Source organism: Pseudodesulfovibrio thermohalotolerans (genome assembly GCF_021353295.2).
Classification (GTDB): Bacteria; Desulfobacterota; Desulfovibrionia; order Desulfovibrionales; family Desulfovibrionaceae; genus Pseudodesulfovibrio; species Pseudodesulfovibrio thermohalotolerans.
In genome coordinates, this window is record NZ_CP120635.1 from 966,149 (window position 1) to 988,662 (window position 22,514).

Sequence of the window (22,514 nt, forward strand, 5' to 3'; positions counted from 1 at the left end):
TCCCCGTTCCGCCCGCCGTTTCCCATATTTTGATGGACAGATGATGGACACGGTGTCTTGAAAATGAAAAGTGGCTTACAGTGCAATATGCTGTAAGCCACTTATTTTACTGTGGAGCCAGGAATCGGAATTGAACCGACGACCTACTGATTACGAAGAAAATGTCTGGGAAATAAGTGTTGAAATAATTGAACTTATTTTGCTAGTTTTTGTATACCGGGGCCAAGAGGCATATCCTGGTATACACTCGGTATGCCAAGGGAAAATGCATTATTTTTGGGCGTTTACTTTTGGTTTTCTGATTTGCTATACTGGATGGTTTTGCAATAAATATGTCATATCAACGTGTTGTGGGGGGGCGCTACTGACTTCCGTCAGTAGGGCGGCAGAGAGGCTTCTGCGGAGGAAAGAACGGCTTGCTCTCTAATCTTCATAAATTACAAGTGCTTGAGCGATAAAGTCGGACATAGGGGCTGTCTCGCCCGCAACTCCCCGGATACATGCGTCCAGCCAGCCGTTTTCCAGCCTCTCACCATCAAGACCATGTTCGGAATTTTGGGCCATCAGGACCAATAGTGGCTGCCAAGACCCTGGCCCAAGATGGCCGCGAAGTCTCCGAATATCGTGCGTTACTGAGCGCACCCATTTGGGGCTGAAAAGGGCGATTGCAAAAACCCTGTCAAGCGCTAATCTCATGCTTTTTTTATCCTCTCGCATGCTTTTTCCCCCATTTTGCCTTGGAGCCGAAAACCGGGGGTATACTGTTTCGGATTCCCGGGAATGGTCCTCGGGGACGAAACCAGCGAGGTGACTAATCATGACGAAATCGTATTCTTACCAACTGCGACGCGACCGGGATGGCCGCATCGTGGAAAAGACCGAAACCGTGGCGGGCAGGCGCACCGCCTGGAAGTACGCCTACGACCGGGCGGGCCGGTTGACGGAAGCCCACCTGGACGGGCGGCTGATCTGCCAATGCGGCTACGACCGGGAAGGACGGCGTAACCAGGACTATTTCCCCGCCACCGTCGGGCTCCACTACCGTGACTACCGGTACACGCTGGACAACCGGCTGCTTCGCGCGGGCAACAATGACTTTACGCACGATGTGAACGGGTTCCGCTCCATCTGGGCCAAAGGCGGTACCTACCACCTCTACGAGTACGCGCCGGACTATAGGCTGCTCAAGATGGAGGTCGAAGACAAAGACCGCGTCTACACCTTCGACCACGACGAGGACGGGCAGCGGGTGGCCAAGCAGTACAACGGCCAGCTCATCGAGGCGTATCGATGGCTCGATTTCGTGCGGCTCGGCGGTTTCCACGACGGCCAACACGGTTTCGAGTTCGCTTACCGAGACGGCGAACGGGTTCCCTTCGCCATGCGCAGGGACGACGGCACGGTGTTCGGCCTGTTCAGCGATCAGGTGGGGTCGCTCCGCGTGGTTGTGGACATCAACGACAATGTGGTAAAGGAGATCGTGTACGACCCCTTCGGCGGGATCATCGAGGACACCAACCCGGACTTCCGCATTCCCATCGGCTTCGCGGGCGGTCTGCACGACCGCGACTTGGGCTTCGTCCGTTTCGGCTGGCGGGATTACGACACCTTCACCAGCCGCTGGACCGCGCCCGACCCCATAGGCGATAAGGGCGGCGACCCGGACTGGTATGGTTATTGTTTGGATGATCCGGTGAATGGCGTGGACCCGTTGGGGTTGTTCCGGTTTGGCAAACGTCCTTTGAGTTTCCTGCCCGACGATTGGCATGGCATTAGTAAGGACGGCTCCATTGCGGACAAATACAACCTTGAACCAAAGCATGAACAGGGATTTTACGAAGATGGAACTGGCAAAAATATCGGATTTGGAAGTGAGGGCAAGATGACAAGCGAAGACATTTCCAAATATCGGCTTAATGACAAGCAATATGATGATAAACGGATGCTACGAGCTTACAAGAGTACAACTCCTGGAAAATATAATGCCTTTGGAATTGGTGGTGATAAGAATAATTGCCAAGATTATGCTGACAAATTGCGCAAGAGATATGATCTATTTGATCGTGGAGATAAAATGCGATAGCTAAGTAAGGGATGAGAAGCGCATCTTCTCAGCCCTTTAAAGGAGATGGCATGAAGAAGTTGGCAGCCATTGTAATCATAGTATTTTCTGGATGTTTGTATTTGTATAACACTATTTGGTTTCAATCCATGTTTGATGACGCATTTTACACAAACATAGTCGATATTCCATTTAATATTACGCGAAAAGGTGAAAAAATAACTGTACCATTAAAATTTAAATCCACCGTGTGCTATAGCTTGGCGGTCAAAGTTCCTTGGCGAGAAGAATTGAATTGGGACTCGGAAGGAAAAGGCCTGCTGAAATATCGGTTCTTTTCTGGGAAGAATCTGATTACCGAAGGTGTTACGTTGCCGGTCTCCCGTCATGCTTGGGGCGGTAACGACATATTCTCTTGGTGCAAACTCATGGTTTTTGACCTGCCTTTCCCACATAATCCAAAAAATCTCACCTTAAATGTTGAGGTAATAGAGCCGTTTTCTTTTCTGGAAAGATACAACGGGCATACATCGCTTATCATTAGGCCTAATTATGAGCCAAAAATTGGTGCATGCTATAATGAAAATTTGCGAATTCCGTATCAGCAGAAGTAGGTTGACTCGGGCGAAGTACCCTAACACCGTGCGTTACCGCCCATCCGCCAAAAGCCGCCTCAGGACCTCCGCCTGGACGTTCCTCTCAATCCTTCCGGCATGCCCGGCGGCGGCAGCGTAGGCCGTCTGCTCCAAGCATAGCCCTCTCCTGGCGTCCAGGGCGACGCTCCTGGCTATCGCATCTGCCTTCGGATTGATCGGATGGACCTTGTAGAAGCTCCCCTCGTGGAGGTAGTGCAGGGCGTGGCAGACGGCAAAGGTCGCCTGGTCGTCGAAATCGTGGCAGGCTGCGGCGATGGCCGTCCTGCCGATGGCCAGCTGCTCGTACATGTCTGGATCGGAGCAGGCATCCCTGAAGACTCCCTGGGCGGCGTTGTGCGCCAGTTCCTTCGCTTCCTCGAACGATCCGGCAGCCGTGGCCGCGCCGATCACGCGCCTTGCGCTCTTGTGCAGGGCTTCGTGCGCGATGTCCTTGCCCGCTGAGGCCAGGGCTTCCAGGAGGAGGCTTTGCATCTCCTTTTCGGCGATAACGACGTTCTCGTACCCGGCGAATCCGAGCAACTCGTCGGCGATGGTGTAGGCGACGTGCCAAATCTCGGCCTCGACAGCTGCCAATACGTGCTTGGACGTGACGCCGAACGTCGCACCGAAGGAGATCGGCCCACCTTGCTCCCAGGCGTAGCGCAGGGCGTGCTCCTGGTCCGCCTTGTAGCTGTAGGCGCAGCCCCGTGCGGTGTCTCCGTGGTACGCCTGCACGGCCTCGACGGCTCTATCCAGGGCCGGGACGAGGCTGTGAGAGGCCGCGAAGAGGGCGCAGTCCCTTGCGGCGTACGCTGCGGCCAGCCTCCTGTCCGACCTGTCATCGCCTATGATCGGCTGGGCGGCCTCCCACATGCGCTCCTGGTACTCCTCGTGCTCGATCTCGCCGTGGGCGTAGAGGTGCGCCAGCCGCAGCAGGTCCTTGAGCCCGTCCTGGCTGACTTCCGCGTTCTCCCACAGCGGCATGACGCGGTAGGCCGCGTCGATGGCGAGCAGACGGAGCGTCTTCTCTATGAAATTTTCGTGCTGGTAAGGCACAGCGTCCATGGCATCCAGGCAGGCGTGAAGGCCGAGGCTTTCGAGTATGAACGGGAACGTGGGTAGGGCGTCTTCGGAGTCCGTCAGAAAGTCGAGCTTGGCCTTGGCGGTCGGCTGCATCCCGTCGTTGACGAGCTTGCCTTCCGCGATGGAAAGAAATTTTTTCATGGTCGTGTCCAGGCTTGGAAGGATGGAGCTCGGGGCAACAAAACAGCACCCAAGCTGTTGGTGGGCTTAGATGTCAGACAGCTTTTCGATGGCTTCTTTCTCGCCGTCGCCGATCAGGTGGTAGTACACCTTGAACAGCATCGCCGGGCCGGAGTGGCCCATGAGGGAGGCGACCGCCTTGATGTCGGCCTTGTTGGCGATCAGGCTGGAGGCGAAGAAGTGACGGAGCTGGTAAGGGACAACTTTTTTGCCGATGCCGGAGTTATTCACGGCGGTCCTGAACGCCTTGATGTAGCTCTGGACGGGCTTGCCCTTGTACTCGACGATGTGGTCACACTCTGCCGTGGCCTGCCACCCCTTGATCTCCTCAAGGAACTCGTCGCGCAGGGGGACGTATCTGTCGCTCCTGGCCGTCTTGGAGCCGCGAATCCTGATGCGCTTGTTGTGGAAGTCCACGTCGCTGTACTTGATCTTGAGCAGCTCTGTCTTGCCGGGGCGACAGCCTGTGTTCAGGATCAGCTTGATCGCTTTGTAGACGTGCAGCGGCGAGTGGTCGAGGATGGCCTTGATGTCTTCCGCGTCGACGTTCAGCTCTCGGTGATTCTCGCGCTTAAGCACACGCTTTCGCCAGGCCGCCATCGGGTTTTTCTCGATGTACTCGAACTCGACGCCGAAGTTGAATATGACGTTGAGGTAGGTGATGTAGCGGTTGAACGAGTTGGGCGAAAGGTCGGCGTATTCCAGGGCCAGCACGTTGAAGTCATCGGCCTTCAGCTTGTGGATCGGCACGTGGTTCAGGGCAGGCAAGTATGAGCTGTTCAGTCTGTTCGCCACTTCCCTGAGGAACTTCCGTTCGCGGCCACGGGCTTTCTCGTGGTCGAGATAAATCTGACCGAGCTCGTCGAGGTAGATGTGTCCCGCCCTGATCTCCTCGCCGCGTTTCTTCATCAGGTTGATCTCGGCGTTACGCTCGTGGGCCGCCTTCTTGGCCTCTGTCCCTTTGCCGAAGTATTTCTTCTTCGGGCTCTTGCGGTGGACGACGCGGTACTGGACGAACCAGCGTCCGTCCTTGGTGACTCCTACCGCCATCCCTACACCTCCACCGGGACGAACCCGGCCTTGCGGACGCGCAGGGGATTGAAGAAGTCGCCGGGGCAGGCCATGAAGCTGTCCAGGTCCACCTTGCGGTACCTGTCCCTGTTCGGGCCGCACTTGGGGATGTCGTAATCCTTGGCGAACTGCCTGAATTTTGCAGTGCTGTAGCCGCAGTACTCGGCTGCCTCGCGCTGGTTGAAGAAGTGCCTCTCGACACGGAGCGGTCTGCTCATTGCTGATAACCTCCGGTTTAATGGTTCATGAAAAACGGGGAGAGTCGCTCTCTCCATTATCTAAACTCTAGATCGAGACCCCATAAGTAAACGCGCCTCTTGAAATTAGATCGAATTTTTCAGGATGCTGACCACTTCCGTGTCGCTGATGCCGAGGTAGCGCATGGTGACGGCTGGCGAGGCATGGTTGAATCTTTTGCACAGCACCTCGAAGCCGACGCCGAAGTGAACGCGCTGCACGTAGCCAAACGTCTTGCGCAGGCTGTGGGCTCCATAGTTGCCGTCGAGGCCAGCCTCGCGGCACCACGACTTGACCATGCGGTTGACGGACTGGATCGTCAGAGGCTTGTTGTCTCCCTTCTGTGAACGGAACAGGTAGTCGTCGTCGTTGAACGAGCCTGACGCGAGGAACCGCGTCAGTACCGCTTGGACTGAGTCGTTGACGGCGAGGACGTTGGCCTTGCCGGTCTTGGACTCCTTTACGGCGATGGTGTCGTCGACGTTCTTGCCGCGCAGGTCGCCGACCTTGAGCCGCAGGAGGTCTCCGCAACGGATGCCGTTGTTGGTCGCGATCACGAAGAGCAACAGGTCACGCGGCTTGTCGTGGAGCATGTCCTTGATGGCCGAGATCGCTTCCAGGGAGCGGATGGGCTCGACGGTGATGGAACTTCCCTTGGGGGGATGATTGTCGTTTCTAGGGCTCATTTCGTAATGTTAAGTATCTACTTGGTTTTGCGTGCTTTTTTAACATTCTCAGGATGGACGATTTCGAGACGTACATAAGTCTTCAAAATCACAGTCGCTTTTCGGAGAATGTTAACTTTTGTCAAAAACTTAACATTGTCGATGGGTTATCGTGAACGTTTGATCGAGAAGAAAAATGCGGGAATGCGAAACTTTTTTTGGGAAAAGTGCGGAAAAGCACTCCTGCGAACACAGTGTTCCGATAAATAGTAGCAAGCAGAAGGTGAAGCGGCGGGAGCGATTCAGCCTGGTGGATTTCTTTCTAGAAATGCAGCAATGAGCATCGCTCATCGGTTGGGTGGGCGTTGCCCACCTCTTCCGGTGAGCGTGGTCATGCGCGAAGCGCACAATGCTTCTTTCAACGAATTCTGATTTGGAGTTTGGTTTTTTCTGAATGAGATTTTGAACAATCAAGCCCATGCTCATCACGTGTGACCCAAGCTGTGCTCCAATCATGGGCTTTACCGTCCATAACGCAAGAAGGGCGTTAGCTGTCATGCTAACGCCCATTCTCGATTCGTTGTCCCTAAAACCTAGCTACCTGAATTTGTCCACGCTTTCCCTCAGCAGAGCTTTGTCTTTGATGTTCTCCCTCCAATACTGCGAGCCCATCATCATGTCCTTCCTGAGCTGGCCGACGTTGATCGCCTTTCTCAAGAACGCCACGATCTCTTTCCACGACTTCGCCGAGACCTTGTCGAAATTCCCGTTGAGGACCTTCGTGAAGTGGGATCGGCTGTAGCCGGACTGCTGCTGGTAGTACGGTGCGCTCATGCGGTCTGACTTGTAGAAGGCGAAGTAGGCGCGGACCTGGGCAAGGAAGTCGAGGTCCTTGGCGAGCTTGCGGAACGCCTCGTTCCAAGAGTCTTGCTTGCTGTGTTCGATGTCGCTGAGGTGCATGCGCGTCGTGAGAATCTTGATCTCGTCTACGCCTTCCACTTGGTCGACGAGGTTGATGGCGTTGCCTGCCCACTTGCAGGCGTGGCAACGGGCGACGCCGTTGTCGCGGTACTCCCTGAACGCGTGCTTGCCGCAGAACGGGCAGACGAGGTTACCGCCCTTGATGGTCGAGTCGAGGCCGAGATCGGCGAAAAGTTCCTTGAAGTCGATGCTTTCTAACATTGCATCCTCCCTTATTACATATAGTTATAGAGCCAGAGCCGGGCTTGCGGGCGGTCCGCAAGCCTCTCTAGTTCTATTTATGTAGGCAGACAGGATGTTCAGTTCACGATGTCAGAAGCAAAGCCGTAGACGGCGCAGAGGTCCTCATCAGACGCTGATTCGATGATTTTGTGGAGCTTCTGGACGAGCTCCTTACGGTCTATTTCGTAATCGTGGGAGGTGTCGAGCAGCTTAAAGGTCTCGACCTCAAGTGCTGTCGCGATCTGGCCGAGGTTCTTGATCGAGATGTTGTTCGATCCCCTCTCGACCTCGCCGAGGTACTTGTCGTTCAGGCCAGCCAACTCTGCGAGCTGGCTCTGCGATAAGCCCTTCTCCTTACGAAATTCCCGAATGCGTTTGCCGAGCTTGAGCAGGATATCGTCCATAATCTTCCTCCAAATTATGGATATATCCGGCTTACTCGAATGTGGACCTGATATATATTTACTTTTCTAAATAGGGTGGATATATCGGTGTCTGGTCTTGATAGTTGCAACTTTCGAACAGAAGACAAGGAGAACTCGACATGACGCAAGACACCACGGAGCAGGCAGCAGGCCAGGGACAGCAGAATATCAACGTCAACGTGAACGCAGGCGGCGGGAGTCGTTACATGACCGTGGCTTCCGAGAAGAGTCGGAAGACCGCGCTGATCGCATGCCTGATCGGCGGCATAATTGGTGCGCACCACTTTTACGTAGGCAGGATCGGCAAGGGCATCCTCTACGCCCTTACCGGAGGGCTGTTCTTCGTCGGCGTAGTCCTGGACGCCATCGCCATCTGGAGCGGGAGTTTCAAGGACAACGCGGGCGCGGCACTCAGGGAGTGGTAGTGGCAAATATGTTGGCTGATGACGATGGGCCGAGGGCGTCGCCCTCGGCTTTTTCGTGTAACGAAGGTGGGCACATAGCGTCTGCCTGGACAATAGGAGACAGAAATCTATGCGGAAATTCGTGATGGCGTTGGCTATGGTGTTGATGATGAGCGGAGTAGCTGCTGCGAAGACGTTCACAGGGCCGATATCTTCTGAGTTCAAGGGCGGCGACAACTTTCAGCAGATCGAGATCGACGGGAAATGGCACATCGTAGGCTGCGGCCCGGACTCTGGCTTGAGCGACGAGCTTAGAGCGTACCTCGACGACCACTGGGACAAGACGGGCAGCGTCAAGGGTGACGCAGTAGATCACCCTCAGTGGGGCTTGTGCATCGACAATGCCGCTCTGGCTGGTGTCGAGCCGGAGCCTGCGCAGCCTTCGGCGGCGTCCAAATTGGCCGAGTACGATTGGATCAAGCTGCCCGACGGGCTTTCTGCCGATGACTTGGAGATCATCGAGACATCGTTGACCGACATATTCTGGGACCCCGTTTACCAAGTGCCTGCGCGTGATTTCATCGGGGTCTGCCGATATTTCCATGAAAGGGGCTTCACCGTGGACGTCGATTTCAGGTTCGACAGGTTCAAGAAGCCTGAGCCGGACGGGACCGAGGGGATACACAAGGTCGGCGTCACGGTGGTGAACCGGGAGAGCGACATGGCTTTGAAGCTGACGCTTGCGGTAATGTACAATTGTCCCGCGTTGCAGAGGGCTATGGTCAGCAAGAACGGCGAGACGGGAGCGAAAGCGTTTCTGTTGCTTGGCAACGACACCATCCAGACTGAACGATACTCGCAAGGTGAATGGCTGAGGATTAGCGGCGAGGACTGGTTCGTGATAATGAAGGCGATCATTGAAGGCGGGTACGTTGACGAAGTGTAAGTTGTTAGTCCTTGGGAAGGAAAAGGGCTCCAGGGTGCACCCTGGAGCCCCGCATATGTGACTAACCTTTCCAGTAGAACATTTCGATCAGCTGAAACGGTGCAGGTTCGTCTCCGTCCCAAGCCGGAGATCGGGGCACTTGGAACGCTGCCAACAGGGTGTCTTCCTGGACCACCCGTTCAGGGGAGCCGACGATCACCCCGGCGCTTCGGTATGCCTGCTTCCTTTCTTTGAAGAAACGCTCCAGTTTTTTGCTCACGCGCTCTTCACGGATCGCGGCCTCTTCGCCCTGGACGAATCCGTCCATGATGTCGCCTCCCACTTCGGCAGCTGTGGGCTTATCCAGCACAAAATCGTCCCAGATGACTTTTGAGTTGACATTCTTCTCAAACATTTGCCTCGCAGTCTCACGCGGGGGCAGGAACAGCGCACGGTCGTTGCCGATCCTGGTTCGGTCGAATTTGAGCAACTTGCGGATTTCCTTGGTGAGAGAGCCCGGATCAGCGATCCTATTTGCACTGGTGCGCACATCGCAGGCTTTCAGGTTGTCGCGCCATTCCTTGAAGTGGTCGTACAGGTCAGCCGTTTTGACCCTCTGGTTCCACTTGATGGAGGAGTGATCGTCGCCGATGTGGAGCAGCCCTTCATATGCCCAGCGCTGGAGCGGGGTGAAGCTGTTGACCATCTGCTTGAACAGGCCTTCTGTTCTTGGCGGCGTCCTGAGTTTGTCCATGTCGATTTTCCACTCCAGCAGGTCATGGAGAAACGCTTCGATTCCGCCGTGGCTGATCTCATGTCGAAGGGCCTTGAAATAGTCGTGGTCCTGAGCCTTGTCTGACGAGATTTCCAAGACCAGGAAGCGACGTTCGTCAGGAGATGCCGAGACGACGTGTTCGTTGTTCGAGACGAACACTACGCGCATGAAGGTTTCGAGCTCCCGGATGTCCACCCCCTTCGGCTCGACTCCCATCAGCTCTTCGGTGATCATCGATTTGACGACCTCGCTTGCTTCGTGGTCGCCATGAAAGAACGCTTCCTCGTTCACGACCAGCAGCTTGTTTGCCAAGTGGGCATTAAAATTCCCTGTCAAATGGGAACGATGGGACACCTTGCAGTACAGGCTACCGAGAATCGGCTTAAAAACGCACTCAAAGATCGTTGATTTCCCCGTCCCCTTGCCGCCGGTGACCACCAAAGCCACACCGGGTTTTTCCCACGGCTTCTGGACGAGGTGAGCAAACCAGCCCATGACGGATTCGAACAGTTCTTCGTCGCCGTTGCACCAGATGTTGCGCAGGTGGAACATCAAGCGGGACCAGTCGCCTTTCTTCGGCTGCTTGGAGAGGCCTGGGTACGTGTTGAAGAACCTATCGGCCACTTTCTTGGACAAGGGGCGGGGGCTGAATATGGTCTTGAGTTTCTGGTTCTTGTACTTCCACTTACACCAGTATTTAGCGATCGGCATCGGCTTCCATGACTCGCCGTTCTGGGTCATATGCTTGACCAGGATCGTGTCTGCCTCATGCCTGTCGTACAGATCGCGCTTCTTCATCGCGTTGATTTCTTTGGCTCCGCGATGGTCGTGGGTGCGCTCCATGATCATCATGGCCCCGTCGTGCATGGCCTGGCAGTACATCTCGTTCATGCACAGGAGGGCTTGTAATCCCTCTGGCCTGACATTGTCGTCTGTGATCATCCCCAGGTCGTAGCTTGGGTTCAAGATTTTCTGGATCATTTCCTTAGACGTTTCACTCATGCAGGTTTCCGTCCTACAATCTCATTGGTGCCGGGTGCTGTCCGCCGACCCGGTGTCAGCGGCGCGTTTCAGCATGGTTCGACTATTTAGTTGAGTGCGTCATGTTGGAGAGCCGATTTTGGTATTTTTTTTAAAAAAAGTTGCCAAGATGGTGACGGGTGTCTCTCACACGGTTGGTTTGATTTTTTGAATTTTGTTTTTGGATGATTTTGGTGGTGTACATGGTTTTTGCGGCTAATTGTTTGATTTTAAATGCTAAAAAATAGTGCTGAGGTGGTAGAGAGGCGACTTGGGGCAGCGATGAGAAGGTGATCGGGATGTACGAAGTCCAAAGGGCGAGATAAAGGTGTCTCCTTGGATCTCAAGCTAAAACAAGGAGATGAGCATGAGTCACATGGAGAATGCCCTCAAGATCGTGGAGGCGCAGGCCGGGGTCAGGCCGATGACGGTCGACGAGGCTTGCGAGATGGTCAAGAGCCTGAGCGATGGGCTTCAGAAGATCGCCGATGGGGATGCTGAGCCGCCCAAGCAGGAGCCGCCTTGCGATCCCAAGCGGGCGATCAGGAACAAGTCCATCGTGTGCCTGGAGTGCGGTCGGACGTTTAAGACCCTTTCGAAGAAGCACCTAGAGTCGCACGGGCTGACGCCGGACGAGTACCGCGCCAAGTGGGGCTACAAGAAACGGGCTCCGCTCTCGTGCCGGGAGACGGCCAAGGCGCGGTCCGAGCGCATGAAGGAGATGAAGCTCTGGACGCGGACGGGAAAGAAGCCCGAAGACAAGGAGAAGCCCGCCAAGGGCAAAGCCAAGGATGCTCCCAAAGATGCCTAAGCAGGAAGGCCCGACGCGATCGCGTCGGGCCTTTCCGTTTCCTAAGGGCCGGGCAGGGGCGCGGACGATCCTCGCTCGGCATGATTTACCAACTCGCGAAGCAGCCGCGCCCTGGCGGCGCGGCAGGAGCACTACATGACGAGCAAGAGCAAAGGCTTGGTGCCAAGGATGCCCAGGCTGTACGAGACCGAGGACACGCCCGCCGACGAGAAGCTGATCTGGGCTCACTTCTTCCTCGGCGACTCCCACTGGTATGCCGCCGAGTTCGACGGCAAGGACACGTTTTTCGGCTACGCGATCCTGAACGGCGACATGATGAACTCGGAGTGGGGATACTTTTCGCTGGCCGAGCTGACCGAGCTCAGGGTGGGGCCGTTCGTTGTCTGCGTCGAGGACGGGTGGCGGGTGCGCGAGTTCAAGGAGGTCATGTCGGAACGGCACGGAGGGGGATGGTGTGGCTGACGGGTGGAGGGAGCACGAGGCAGAGATGCCGAGGATCGGCGAGACCGATGGCGTCCCCTTCGAAGACAAGGAGATATGGCTGCATTTCTTCCGACTAGACTTGGACTCTCACTGGATGGCGGCAGAGTCCAACGGCAGGGGGCTCTACTTCGGCTGCGTCGTCCTAGACGGCGACTTCGGTAAAGCCGAGTGGGGTTACTTCACCCATGCGGAGATGGGAATTGCACCGGGGCTGATGGTTTTGTGCCGGGAGGCGGTGAAGCGGTTCGAGGACGTTTTTGCAGAGGTCGTAGCTGAATAAGTTCAGTCTTTATTCAGACTGGGGTTAACTTTTAAACAAAAAAAGCTGCTCTGCTTGACTTTCGGTTTGCACCGTAATATTTACGCAACACCACACACAAAAAGTACAGGTGCAATAATGACCGAATCGTTTCTTGATGATTTCCGAGTTGAACTCCCTCAGAGCACGATTGACTTGATTGGAAAGCACGTCCTTCCTCTCATTCATGAATCCGTTGACGTTACCCTTGAAGCTTATTTTTTGGACGAGCAATACAACGATGGGTATACGATTGGCGCATATGGTTGGCGTAATAATTTCAACCGGCTGCTCTCTATTCCTAGCGATTGCGGTATTGAAGTGCGGGAAGAGTCTCCCAATGACCTCGTCCTTTGTGTGGATAAATTTAAGCTCAGGGTTCATAAGGTTAATCCCGAAGATTTGCTTCCTAGGGGAGGGAAGGCTGCAAAACAGGCTGCGAAGGATTTGAAATTGCCCCTTCCTTTCCTTCAGTCTCCGCCTGACAACCAGGTGAACCTTTACGTGGGGTATGTTGTCGATCCAGATTTCGGAATCAGGAAGGCATTCATTGGAAATATGATTTCCGTTGAGCACGATTCTGATAAGGTTTACTGTGTGCCGTTGCACACGTTCTTTGACCACGAGAACGAACAAATCGTTGACAGCGGAGCAAATGTCAGAATACCTGAGTCCGAACCTGAGACGAAGCAACTCGTTGGTAGGCGGATACGAATAGAAGAGGGGCAGGAAGGTGAGTCAAGCTAGGACAAGCAAATTTTATTTGGATAATTTTAGTCCGAGTAAAATTACCCTTGCACGTGAATTGCGAGGGCTCTCAAAAAAAGCGTTGGCAGAGAAAATTCAAAAGACGCCAAGCGCGGTTACACAAATCGAAAACGGCACCCTTAAGCCTGATGTCGATACCTTCACATCAATCGCGATGGCCTTATCTGTAAGGCCGTCTTTTTTTTCGGATGTAAGCGTTACGCCTGATGCAAGCTTGACGGAGTGTAACTTTCGATCCAAACGCGCAGCTACACAGGGGCTAAAAAAGCAAAGCATTGCTTACGGCAGAATTGTCGTGCAACTATTTGAATTCTTGGAAGGGCTAGGTGTTAGTTTCCCTACGGCCAACATACCAAAGTATAATGATGTTCCTCTTACTAAATTGGACCGTATTGCTGGTTCTGTTCGAGATCACTGGAATCTGGGGGTATCCCCCCTTCCGGGCCTAATGAATTTGCTGGAGGAGCACGGTGTCTTTATCATTCTGCTTGATGCGAATAGTAGCAATCTGGATGCATACTCTACGTACATTGATGGTCGGCCATGTATTATGGTTGACTACAATAAGTCGGCAAGTAGGCAGCAATTTGATTTAGCCCATGAGTTAGGTCATTTAGTTCTTCATGAAGACTCCGAAGCCAATCTTGTGAACAAGGAACGGGAGGCTAATTGGTTTGGTGGCTCATTTCTTGCGCCAGCAGAACTGTTTAGACAAGAATGCCCTAGGCGATGGCATTATAGCGCTTATCTTGAACTCAAGCAGAGATGGCATATGTCTATCCAAGCCTGTATGTATAGGGCTAAGCAGCTGAACATCATGACGGACTCCAGTTACAGATGGGGAATGAAACAAATCAGTATGAGAAATGAGCGAATAAATGAGGGTGGAGAGTTTGAAAAAACTAAACCAGTACTTCTTGCTCAGGCACTAGATCTCGTGAAAGATGAAGTCTCTATTCCCCAACTATCAGAAGAGCTTGGCTTAAATTCTGCGGAGCTAATCTCTCTGCTTGAGGTTCAGCAAGTCCCGGCAAGTGTTGTTGAAGCTCTGTCCCCAAAGCTTAAGCAACAATCAAAAATTGTATCCATTAGGCGACAGTAGCTTCCGTTGCCGTAGTGTCTCCAAGTAGAAGTACAATTGGCTGGGAAAAAGAAAACCCCTGGACTTATCCAGGGGTTAGTTGCTTCCTTGTGCGGATGAGTCCCCAAGACCATCTCTGGGCTTGAGTACATAGTTTGGATTCCTGAACTGTGCAGTCGGTAGTCAGCCTTGTAATGGATGACAAGCACTGAGCCTACTTTTTTACGGTAGCTCCGGGCCCACTTTACGGCTTCTGCTTTGAGCCGGAAGTCATTGACCTGCTTCTTTTCCCAACTGTTGATCACAATCCATCGTTTTAGCCAATTGTCCCACATTACATGGGTTTCATTATGGTTTTTCATCATTATTTCCTTTTCACTTAGGCTTGTGGCCTTTTATTAGATATGAGAGCCAAGCCTTTTCGTGAAAAATCTAGGAAATCGCGACGGGAAGCTTCTAACCAATATCCTGTTTTTTGTGGAAGTCCAAGTCCTTTGAGTTTTTACCAAGCTTATTTTTCGATGGAGCAGATAGTGTAAATGGGAATCTCTTTTGGCAGATGTAACTTGTTTAAATTACTACTAACTACAAGCCCATTATCCCGTTTATGCGGTCAAGCAATTCTTTAAAACCACTAAAGTCATCAATCTCAAAGCCAGGAGCCCTCGATAATATGTTCGATGCGTAGGCATCTTTTGAAAGAGCTATGCTGAAGATGTCTTTGCCATCATATTTGACGATATTTTGATCAAGGATTTTTACGGGGTCTTTTAGTTTGTTCGTCCATCCCTTAACCTTTGAACCATCCTTCGGATTAATCCCGTATTCGATGCTTTTGTCGTCCTTGTGGAAGCCATGTTCGTCGAATTCTGAATTCAAAAAGAGGCGTCGCCCAGATTCGTTAGGTCGCAGTAAGTCATTATCCTTATATAAGAACTCGATCGAGATAGCTTCTAGATCTCGGAAATCAGGCACAGGTAGGATGGTAGAAAAAACATTGTTTCCCCAATGCTTGTAGTAGCTCCCGTTTTCAACAGCCTGCTTGACGATTCTGGGGTCATCATTGTCAAAAACAAAAAGACGTTTTTCAGCGCTGTTCGTTTGAGCCAGTGTCTTGCAGCGCTGGAGCATTGCGTCACCGCCAGCAGGTTCTCCCTCTTCATACTCGTACAGTAGCGAATCAAATTGGGCGATCATCCCACTGCCGCGCAATGCAATTGCGGCCGCTCTGATGTGCTTCCAGTCTGTTTTGCCTTCTGTGATCACATACTTGTGGTTAGCATCCAAGGGAATTCGAAAACGAGCCTCGCTTCCACGGGGGATTCTTCCTTGTGATATGTGAAAGTAGTTTTTTAATAGCTTTAAATAAATTGGATTTGTCTTGCCTTTGATCATCCCAATGTACTCAATACGTCCTCTTACAATGCTTTGCAAAGGAGGTAGTTCACCTTGTCCATTCCATGTGTAGCCACTCTTAAAGAAGCGTTCGGATGCAACCTCCAACCCTTGGGTTCTCCATGAGTGAAGTATAGCCCTTGTACGTCGAATGTACTCACGCTTTACATTGGGGAATCGATTTACGACTAAACCAGTAACTTCTTGTCGCTCTCTGCTGCTAGCCAACCTGACTTTATTTGTGTTTACGGTAAATCCATTCTCTTCAATCAACTCGTTGAGTTCTTTACCAACAGTTGCATCTTTATAGGTAGGTGGTTTGGATTCTCCGTAGAAGAGTCTTCTGACGATTCTACGTACATTGAACTGAGAATCGTCTAGCTGCCAAATTTTTTCAATATCGATAGGATTGTTCGTAGAAAAAGTGATGTCGTCGGCGTAGCGCGTATAATGACAGCGGCATGATTGTGCCAGTTTTTGTAGATCTCGATCTAACTTCGTGCAGACCATGTTGGAAACAATTGGTGATGTCGATGCGCCTTGGGGGAGTCGCCCATCGTAGCAACAAATTTGAGCTATTATTGTTGCAATGTTGATTGGCAACGAAATAGGAGGGGCTGCGAATAAGCCACGGACTCGACCGAAATGAATGGAATGAAAAAAGTTTTCAAGGTCGAGGTTGAAAACAAATCTCTTTTTACAATGCCTAGCTGCATTGTGTTTGACCGAAAAGCCCTTAACGAAGCCAAAGGCTGACGGCCTACGCCAGTACACATCTTGTAAAATAATACCAAGACGTCTTTGAATAGTCTTCAAAGCCGTTGTGGGAGTCTCGATCAGCCTCTCGCCACCATTTTTTTTTGAAATGGTGAATTGTTTGTACTGGGAATCTCGATCTATGCCGTAGAGAATGTAGGCCAGCGTGCCTTTTTTTATTCCAAGCAGGCTTGCTACGTCTCCGAGGCTTTCAAGTGACGTGAATTGGTCGAATACTAATTGGTCCATAAGAAGTAAGCCTCTTGCAGAGGGGATTCAATCCTTCGCATATTCAAGAAGCGCAGGGTACACGTAGCAACACTGGGGTCGCGCACAGGCCAATAAGGTACCTTTAGGTACATTGCCGCGGAACTACAGCAATCATCAATCCCACCTCTGCAAGAGGCGTATATATGAACGTCTATTTCATTATTCGTTTGATATATCAAGCTGAATTGGGATTTTTGTTTTGGGTTTGGGATATTCCACCCGTGGACGTTAGGTATACCCCCCGACCACCCCAGGATCTCCCCATGCACCCAAATGTATACCAGGGTGTATGCCAAGGCACAAAAAAAGCACTTACGAGTTATCGTAAGCGCTTGATTTTGCTGGAGCCAGGAATCGGAGTTGAACCGACGACCTACTGATTACGAATCAGTTGCTCTACCAACTGAGCTATCCTGGCGAAACGGGAGATGATTTTTAAACCAGGTGATGGGGAGTGGTCAAGATAAAAGAAGGAGGTTGGGGCGGGGGGGATGGAAAACAATGGGGTGGCTTTTCCTGGGGAGGTTGGTATTGTGGTCTATTCGGTAGAGTTTGTTCATCAAATCAACGGGCAGTCGTTGCGCGATCAGGACAGGGGAGGCTTGTCGGGTGAGGAAGGGGCGGACCATCGGCGGAGCCGGACTGTTGGGCATGGTGGCCGTGTCCTGGATATCCATCCTCTTGATCGGAGGCGTGTGGCTGTATTCCATGTACGCTGATTTCAAGGCGGATGCCGACCGGATTCGCGAGGAGCACTACCAGGAACGGCGGAACGAGGTCCGCGAGGAAGTCGAGGAAGTCGTGGAGTTGGTGGCCGACCTCAGGCGGTCGGCGGCCGACGCTCTGGCCCGTGATCTCGATTCAAGGGTGCGTGATGTCAGGGCGTTCACTGAGACGTTGGCCCGTGATATGGGCGTTGAAGCTGTGGAGGGACGCAACGCCGCAGTGCGCCTGATGGCCGCTCTGGATCGCGACGGGGCCCGGCTTTACGCCATCCGCGGCAATACCATCTACCTCCTTTCCCCTTTCCCCAAGTGGGTTGATCGCGAGGACGCGCTATCCAAGGTGAGCGCGGAGCTCAATGGCGTGAACAGCGGCCAGCGCAGGCTGGTGCTCAAGGCCGCCCATGGCATGAATCCCTACACGCTGCTCGTCAAGGTCGGCTCTTTCAATACCATGGGGCTGCGCGTGGTGGCCGGGGCCTGTCTTGAAATGGCCGAGGAATCGGTCAGGGGAGAGGCTCTTCGGCGGCTGGCCTCCATCCATTACGCCAAGAACGGTTCCCTGTTCGCCGGGACTTTGGACGGCGAGTCGCTGCTCGGCCCGGCGCGAGGCCGGAACATGTGGCATATAGCCGATGCCGACGGCGTGAAAATCGTTCAGGAGCTGATCGCGGCAGCGAAGCGGGGAGGCGACTTCGTGGCCTATGTCATGCCGCCCCTGGACGGCCAGCGCAACGAGGCCAAGGTCAGCTACGTCAAGCTTGTCCCGGATTGGGGCTGGTACGTGGGCACCGGGGCCTTTGTCGGCGACGTCGAGCGGGTTATCGAACTCAAACGCAAGCTGCTCGAACGGCATATCCTGGACCGCGCCCTGCTCATCTTGTCCGGTATGGCCGTTCTCAGTCTTCTGGCCCTGTATTTTTCCCGTCGGCTGTCCCACAACATAGAGAACAACGTCGCTTCGTTTACCAAGGTCTGGGAGCGGGCCACCTCCGGCCGTGGCGAGATCGACGTCGATTCCTTGGATTACAGCGAGTTCAAGTCCCTGGCCGAGGCCGCCAATCGCATGGTCGGCGAACGGCAGGCCGTTCAGGAGGCCTTTTCCGAGAGCCTGGAGCGGTTCAGCTCGCTGGTGTCGAACATCCCCGGCATCATTTATCACAGCGACTTCAAGGACGGTTGGGTGAACAGTTTCGTCAGCGACACCGTTTTCGACGTGACCGGGTATCCAGCCAGCGATTTTGTTCAAGGCGGAGGGCGGACATTCCAGTCCATCATTCATCCCGAGGATCGGGAATGGGTGTCCCGTTCCCGACGTGAAAGGCTGGGACAAGGGCTGACCTACATGACGGACTATCGGATCATCCGCCGCGATGGCGAGGTCCGGTGGCTTTCCGAGCGCGGTAGGATTCTTCACGATGAACAGGGCGAGCCCGCCCGCATGGACGGCGTGATTTTCGACGTAACCGTTCGGAAACACGCCGAGGAGGAATATTACAACTATCTGCATTTCCTCGAAACCCTGGAGCGGATAGATCGCGCCATGCACACGGGGACCGGCACCATGGACATGCTCGGGGCCACGGTGGAGGCCATACTCCATGCATTCGGAGCGGACCGCGCCTGGCTGGTGCATCCCTGCGATCCCAATGCTGATTTCATCCGCGTAAAGGTTGTGCGGGCCGCGCCGGAGTATGTTTGCGAAGAGATGGAAGGCAGGGATATTCCGGCGGGCGAGAAGGCGAAGGAGGATTTTCGGGCGCTTCTCGACAGCCGCAAGGCCCTGGCCTTTTATGCGCCGGACGGGGCGGACATGCCGGACGAGGTGTTGAAGGAGTGCGGCGTCCGTTCTCAACTCATGTTCGCCATCCGTCCGAGAGTGGGCAAGCCGTGGGTTCTCGGGCTGCATTGCTGCCGCGACGCACGGGTCTGGACCGACGACGAGATCAGGCTGTTCACGGAAGTGGGACGCCGTCTGTCCGACGGGCTGAACGCGACCCTGATTTTCGACAAGTTGACCGAGAGCGAGGGGCGGTTCAGGACTTTTTCCGAGCAGACCATGCTCGGGCTGTGCGTCCTGCAGGACGACCGGGTCATTTTTGTCAACAAGGCCGCGGCGGATATTCTCGAAACGTCCGTGGACGAGCTTATGGCCTTGCCTCCGGCCGGTTTCAGCCGGTTCCTGCATCCCGACGACAGCGAGTTCGTCATGGCCCAGGCCCGCCTCAAACAGGCCGGGGAGTCCGGTGTGGTCGAGTCCTACTCCTGGCGGGCGGTGACGTCGACAGGCCGGGTCAAGTGGGTGGAAATTCATTCGCGAACCACAAAAGTCGACGGCAAACCGGCCGACCTCGTCTCGCTGGTGGACATTACCGCCCTGAAGCGCGCCGAGGAGGACCTTGAGGGGATCATCGCGGAGCGCACCTCGGCTCTGGCCCTCAAGGCCAAGGAGTTGAAGCGGGCCAACGCTGAGTTGACCCGCCTCGACGATCTCAAGTCGTCCTTCCTGACCACCGTGTCACACGCCATGCGCACGCCGCTGACTTCGGTTCTCGGCTTCGCCGCCCTGGTCCGCAAGGACCTGGCCCGGGCTGGAAAACGTTCGGGCAACGAAGGCGGGCTGGAGCGGACGTTCCACAATCTGGACGTTATGGAGCAGGAGGGCAGGCGTCTCAACCTGCTGGTCAATCAATTCATGGAATTGGCCGACATGGAGGCGGGGGGCGATCTGCGCACTGAAGAGACCTATTCCGTGGCCGACGCCGTGTCCCGGGCCGTGGAGGACGCTCGCGCCGAATGCTGCGACAGAAGCAATCTGTCCGTGAGCCTGGAGATGGAGGAGGGGTTGCCCGAGATCAACGTGCTGCCGGAGAACCTTGAGCGGGTGCTCGGCCATCTGCTCAGCAACGCCTGCAATTTTACTCGCGACGGAAGCATTGTCGTGCGCGTGTCCAGTCCTGACGGCAGCGGGCTGGAAGTTACCGTGGCCGACACGGGCAAGGGCATTCCCGAAGAGGAGCTCGAAGCGATTTTCAAGCCGTTCCACCAGGTGGAGACCGGCGATACCCTGGTGAACGAAAGCAAGGGCGCGGGACTTGGCCTGGCCCTGTGCCGCATGGTCGTGGAAAAGCTGGGCGGCCGCGTCTGGGCCAGTTCCGGCAGAGGCGGCGCGGTCTTTCACATCATCCTGCCCGGCGGCCGGGGCTGATCCGTCAGCCGAGGTCCAGAACCAGGTTGCCCAGCAGGTCCACGCGCGCTTCGACGTTGGGCGGGACCACGATGGTCGAGGTGTACTCCGTGACGATGGCCGGCCCGGAGAACCGGTTGCCCGGCTTGAGCTTCGTCCGGTCGAGGATGTCGGCGTCCAGCGCCGCGCCTTGAAAGATTGCCTTCTGTTTGCCGAGACGCGCTTCGTGCGGGACATCCTCCCCACCCATTTCGCCCGGTTCCGGGGGCTTGCGTTCCGAACGCCCCAGGCTGCGCAGGCGGACGTTGACCACCTCCACCGGCTTGTCCTCGTTGCGGTAGCCGTACCGCTGTTCGTGCATGGTCTGGAATGCCTCGATCATGTCCGGGCCGAAGGGGACCACGATCTCGAATGATTGGCCCTTGTACCGCATATCCAGAAAACGCTCGTGGACGGCCTGTTCCGGGGGCACGCCTTCGGCGGCGAGTTCGTCCAGCCCGTCCCGCTCCAGCTCGGCGAAAGCGGCTTCCGTTTCGCCACCGGAGAATTCCTCGGCCGGGCGCATGACCGTGCGCGAGTAATCCTTGACCACGTTGGCCAGGAGCATTCCCGTGGCAGAGAGAATGCCGGGATCGACCGGGATCAGAACACGGGTCATGCCGAGCAGTCCGGCCAGCTCGGCGCAGTGCATACCACCCGCGCCGCCGAAGGAGAAAAGAGTGAACTCCCGGGGATCGAATCCCTTTTCCACGGAGATGACCCGGATGGCCCGCTCCATGTTGGCGTTGGCCACGGCCAGGACGCCTTCGGCCAGTTCCGTGGGCGGCAGCCCCAGCTCCCGGGCCAGATCCTCGATGCCGAGCCGCGCGTTTTCGGCGTCCAGCGACATGGCTCCGCCCAGGAACCGTTCGGGAACGATGCGCCCCAGGTAGAGGTTGGCATCGGTCACGGTCACGCTTGTTCCGCCCCGGCCGTAGCAGATGGGGCCGGGGGCCGCGCCCGCGCTTTCGGGGCCCACGGCCAGCGAACCGCCGGGGTCGCGCGAGGCTATGGAACCGCCGCCCGCGCCAACGGTGTGGATGTCGATCATGGGCACCTTCACCGGGTAGCCGGAGATGGAGGAGGCCATGGTCATGGGCAGGTCGCCGTCCATGAGGCTGACGTCGGTGCTGGTGCCGCCCATGTCGAACGTTATCAGTCGGTCGAATCCGGCGGCGCGCCCCAGGGAGAGCGCGCCCACCGCGCCGCCGGCCGGGCCGGACAGGATGGTCCGCACCGACTCGCGCATGGCCGTGTCCGCCGAGATGGAGCCGCCGTTGGATTGCATGATCCGCAGCCCCGGACCGCGTTCGCCGTTTTGCCCGAGCCCGTTCTTCAGGGCGGTCAGGTAGCGGGTCATGATCGGCGAGACGTAGGCGTTGACCACGGTGGTCGAGGTCCGTTCGAACTCGCGGAATTCGGCCAGTATCTCGTGGGACAGGGAGACGGGCAGGCCGAGCTTGCGGAGCGTCTCGCCCATGCTTTTTTCGTGGGACGGGTCGAGAAAGGAGAACAGAAAGCAGACGGCCACGGATTCCGCCCCGGACGCCTTGATTTCTTCCACGGCGCGGGCGGCCGCTTCCTCGTCCCACGGCTCAAGGATATCGCCCTCCGAAGTGACCCTGCCCGGCACGCCGAAACGCATGTGCGCGGGCACGATGTGCGGCTGCCGCCGGTAGTGCAGATCGTAGAGGGCGGCGCGGTTTTGGCGGCCGATCTCGATGACGTCGGTGAAGCCCTCGTTGGTCACCAGGGCCGTGGGCACGCCTTTGCGTTCGAGGATGGCATTGGTGGCCACGGTTGAGCCGTGCACCACGGCCATGGGCGTGTCACCGAGGGTCGCGCCCGGGATTTGCTCGGCCAGGATGCGGCGCAGTCCGGAAAGGACAGCCTCCGCCGGATTGTGCGGCGTGGACAGGGTCTTGTACGTGCCGGTCTTCCGGCCGTTGACGAAGGTGAAGTCGGTGAATGTGCCGCCGGTGTCGACGCCGATGGTGAGCATGAAGCCTCCTGCTTTGC

At 55.3% G+C, this 22,514-nt stretch carries 19 protein-coding genes and 1 tRNA gene; 10 read left to right on the forward strand and 10 right to left on the reverse strand.

What is annotated here, in order from left to right:
- The first annotated feature begins 817 nt into the window (after positions 1-817).
- Both LF599_RS04340 and LF599_RS04345 read left to right on the forward strand, forming a co-directional pair.
- Entirely contained in the window at positions 818-2,083 is a 1,266-nt protein-coding gene (locus tag LF599_RS04340) for an RHS repeat domain-containing protein (protein WP_269941631.1), read from the forward strand.
- Positions 2,084-2,133: 50 nt separating this feature from the next.
- Positions 2,134-2,676: a hypothetical protein gene (locus LF599_RS04345; RefSeq protein ID WP_269941630.1), complete on the forward strand. Its 543-nt coding sequence runs from the start codon at positions 2,134-2,136 to the stop codon at positions 2,674-2,676.
- Positions 2,677-2,709: 33 nt separating this feature from the next.
- On the opposite strand, the gene LF599_RS04350 is transcribed toward LF599_RS04345, so the two are convergent.
- The 6 genes from LF599_RS04350 to LF599_RS04375 form a co-directional block, all read right to left on the reverse strand.
- Positions 2,710-3,921 carry a hypothetical protein gene (locus LF599_RS04350; protein WP_279522426.1) on the reverse strand — a complete coding sequence of 404 codons (1,212 nt, stop codon included), beginning with the start codon at positions 3,919-3,921 and terminating at the stop codon, positions 2,710-2,712.
- A gap of 66 nt (positions 3,922-3,987) precedes the next feature.
- Complete coding sequence (locus LF599_RS04355) at positions 3,988-5,010, reverse strand: tyrosine-type recombinase/integrase (RefSeq protein WP_279522427.1); 1,023 nt, start codon at positions 5,008-5,010, stop codon at positions 3,988-3,990.
- Between the two features lie 2 nt (positions 5,011-5,012).
- Positions 5,013-5,249: a DNA-binding protein gene (locus tag LF599_RS04360; protein ID WP_279522428.1), complete on the reverse strand. Its 237-nt coding sequence runs from the start codon at positions 5,247-5,249 to the stop codon at positions 5,013-5,015.
- Positions 5,250-5,354: 105 nt separating this feature from the next.
- Entirely contained in the window at positions 5,355-5,954 is a 600-nt protein-coding gene (locus LF599_RS04365) for a tyrosine-type recombinase/integrase (RefSeq protein WP_279522429.1), read from the reverse strand.
- Between the two features lie 576 nt (positions 5,955-6,530).
- Complete coding sequence (locus tag LF599_RS04370) at positions 6,531-7,115, reverse strand: hypothetical protein (RefSeq protein WP_269941625.1); 585 nt, start codon at positions 7,113-7,115, stop codon at positions 6,531-6,533.
- A 98-nt stretch (positions 7,116-7,213) separates the two neighbouring features.
- Complete coding sequence (locus tag LF599_RS04375) at positions 7,214-7,540, reverse strand: helix-turn-helix domain-containing protein (RefSeq protein WP_269941624.1); 327 nt, start codon at positions 7,538-7,540, stop codon at positions 7,214-7,216.
- A 140-nt stretch (positions 7,541-7,680) separates the two neighbouring features.
- Here LF599_RS04375 and LF599_RS04380 point away from each other — a divergent pair, with 140 nt between their 5' ends.
- Both LF599_RS04380 and LF599_RS04385 read left to right on the forward strand, forming a co-directional pair.
- Positions 7,681-7,986 (forward strand): TM2 domain-containing protein, encoded by a 306-nt coding sequence (locus LF599_RS04380; RefSeq protein WP_269941623.1) that lies wholly within the window; start codon positions 7,681-7,683, stop codon positions 7,984-7,986.
- Positions 7,987-8,095: 109 nt separating this feature from the next.
- A complete protein-coding gene (locus LF599_RS04385) occupies positions 8,096-8,911 on the forward strand; it encodes a hypothetical protein (RefSeq protein ID WP_269941622.1) in 816 nt (271 codons plus the stop codon).
- A 61-nt stretch (positions 8,912-8,972) separates the two neighbouring features.
- Here the strand turns inward: LF599_RS04385 and LF599_RS04390 are convergent, their stop codons facing one another.
- Positions 8,973-10,667: a primase-helicase family protein gene (locus LF599_RS04390; protein ID WP_279522430.1), complete on the reverse strand. Its 1,695-nt coding sequence runs from the start codon at positions 10,665-10,667 to the stop codon at positions 8,973-8,975.
- Between the two features lie 385 nt (positions 10,668-11,052).
- On the opposite strand from LF599_RS04390, the gene LF599_RS04395 reads away from it, so the two are divergent.
- The 5 genes from LF599_RS04395 (at position 11,053) to LF599_RS04415 (ending at position 14,147) form a co-directional block, all read left to right on the forward strand.
- Positions 11,053-11,496, forward strand: a complete 444-nt coding sequence (locus LF599_RS04395; protein ID WP_269941619.1) for a MucR family transcriptional regulator — start codon at positions 11,053-11,055, stop codon at positions 11,494-11,496.
- Positions 11,497-11,631: 135 nt separating this feature from the next.
- A complete protein-coding gene (locus LF599_RS04400; RefSeq protein WP_269941618.1) occupies positions 11,632-11,958 on the forward strand; it encodes a DUF2958 domain-containing protein in 327 nt (108 codons plus the stop codon).
- Positions 11,951-12,259 (forward strand): hypothetical protein, encoded by a 309-nt coding sequence (locus tag LF599_RS04405; RefSeq protein WP_279522431.1) that lies wholly within the window; start codon positions 11,951-11,953, stop codon positions 12,257-12,259. The genes LF599_RS04400 and LF599_RS04405 overlap by 8 nt, the downstream gene beginning before the upstream one ends.
- 117 nt (positions 12,260-12,376) lie before the next feature.
- Positions 12,377-13,024: a hypothetical protein gene (locus LF599_RS04410; RefSeq protein ID WP_279522432.1), complete on the forward strand. Its 648-nt coding sequence runs from the start codon at positions 12,377-12,379 to the stop codon at positions 13,022-13,024.
- Positions 13,011-14,147 (forward strand): ImmA/IrrE family metallo-endopeptidase, encoded by a 1,137-nt coding sequence (locus LF599_RS04415; RefSeq protein ID WP_279522433.1) that lies wholly within the window; start codon positions 13,011-13,013, stop codon positions 14,145-14,147. Before LF599_RS04410 ends, LF599_RS04415 begins: the two co-directional genes overlap by 14 nt.
- A 564-nt stretch (positions 14,148-14,711) precedes the next feature.
- Here the strand turns inward: LF599_RS04415 and LF599_RS04420 are convergent.
- Together LF599_RS04420 and LF599_RS04425 are read right to left on the reverse strand one after the other, a co-directional pair.
- A complete protein-coding gene (locus LF599_RS04420; protein WP_279522434.1) occupies positions 14,712-16,526 on the reverse strand; it encodes a reverse transcriptase domain-containing protein in 1,815 nt (604 codons plus the stop codon).
- Between the two features lie 363 nt (positions 16,527-16,889).
- Positions 16,890-16,965: transfer RNA gene (locus LF599_RS04425), tRNA-Thr, on the reverse strand.
- Positions 16,966-17,156: 191 nt separating this feature from the next.
- On the opposite strand from LF599_RS04425, the gene LF599_RS04430 reads away from it, so the two are divergent.
- The gene (locus LF599_RS04430) at positions 17,157-20,477 is read left to right on the forward strand and encodes a cache domain-containing protein (RefSeq protein ID WP_279522435.1); all 3,321 of its coding nucleotides are present in this window, start codon (positions 17,157-17,159) and stop codon (positions 20,475-20,477) included.
- Between the two features lie 4 nt (positions 20,478-20,481).
- Here LF599_RS04430 and LF599_RS04435 read toward each other — a convergent pair whose 3' ends face one another.
- Complete coding sequence (locus tag LF599_RS04435; RefSeq protein WP_279522436.1) at positions 20,482-22,497, reverse strand: hydantoinase/oxoprolinase family protein; 2,016 nt, start codon at positions 22,495-22,497, stop codon at positions 20,482-20,484.
- Between the last annotated feature and the right edge of the window lie 17 nt (positions 22,498-22,514).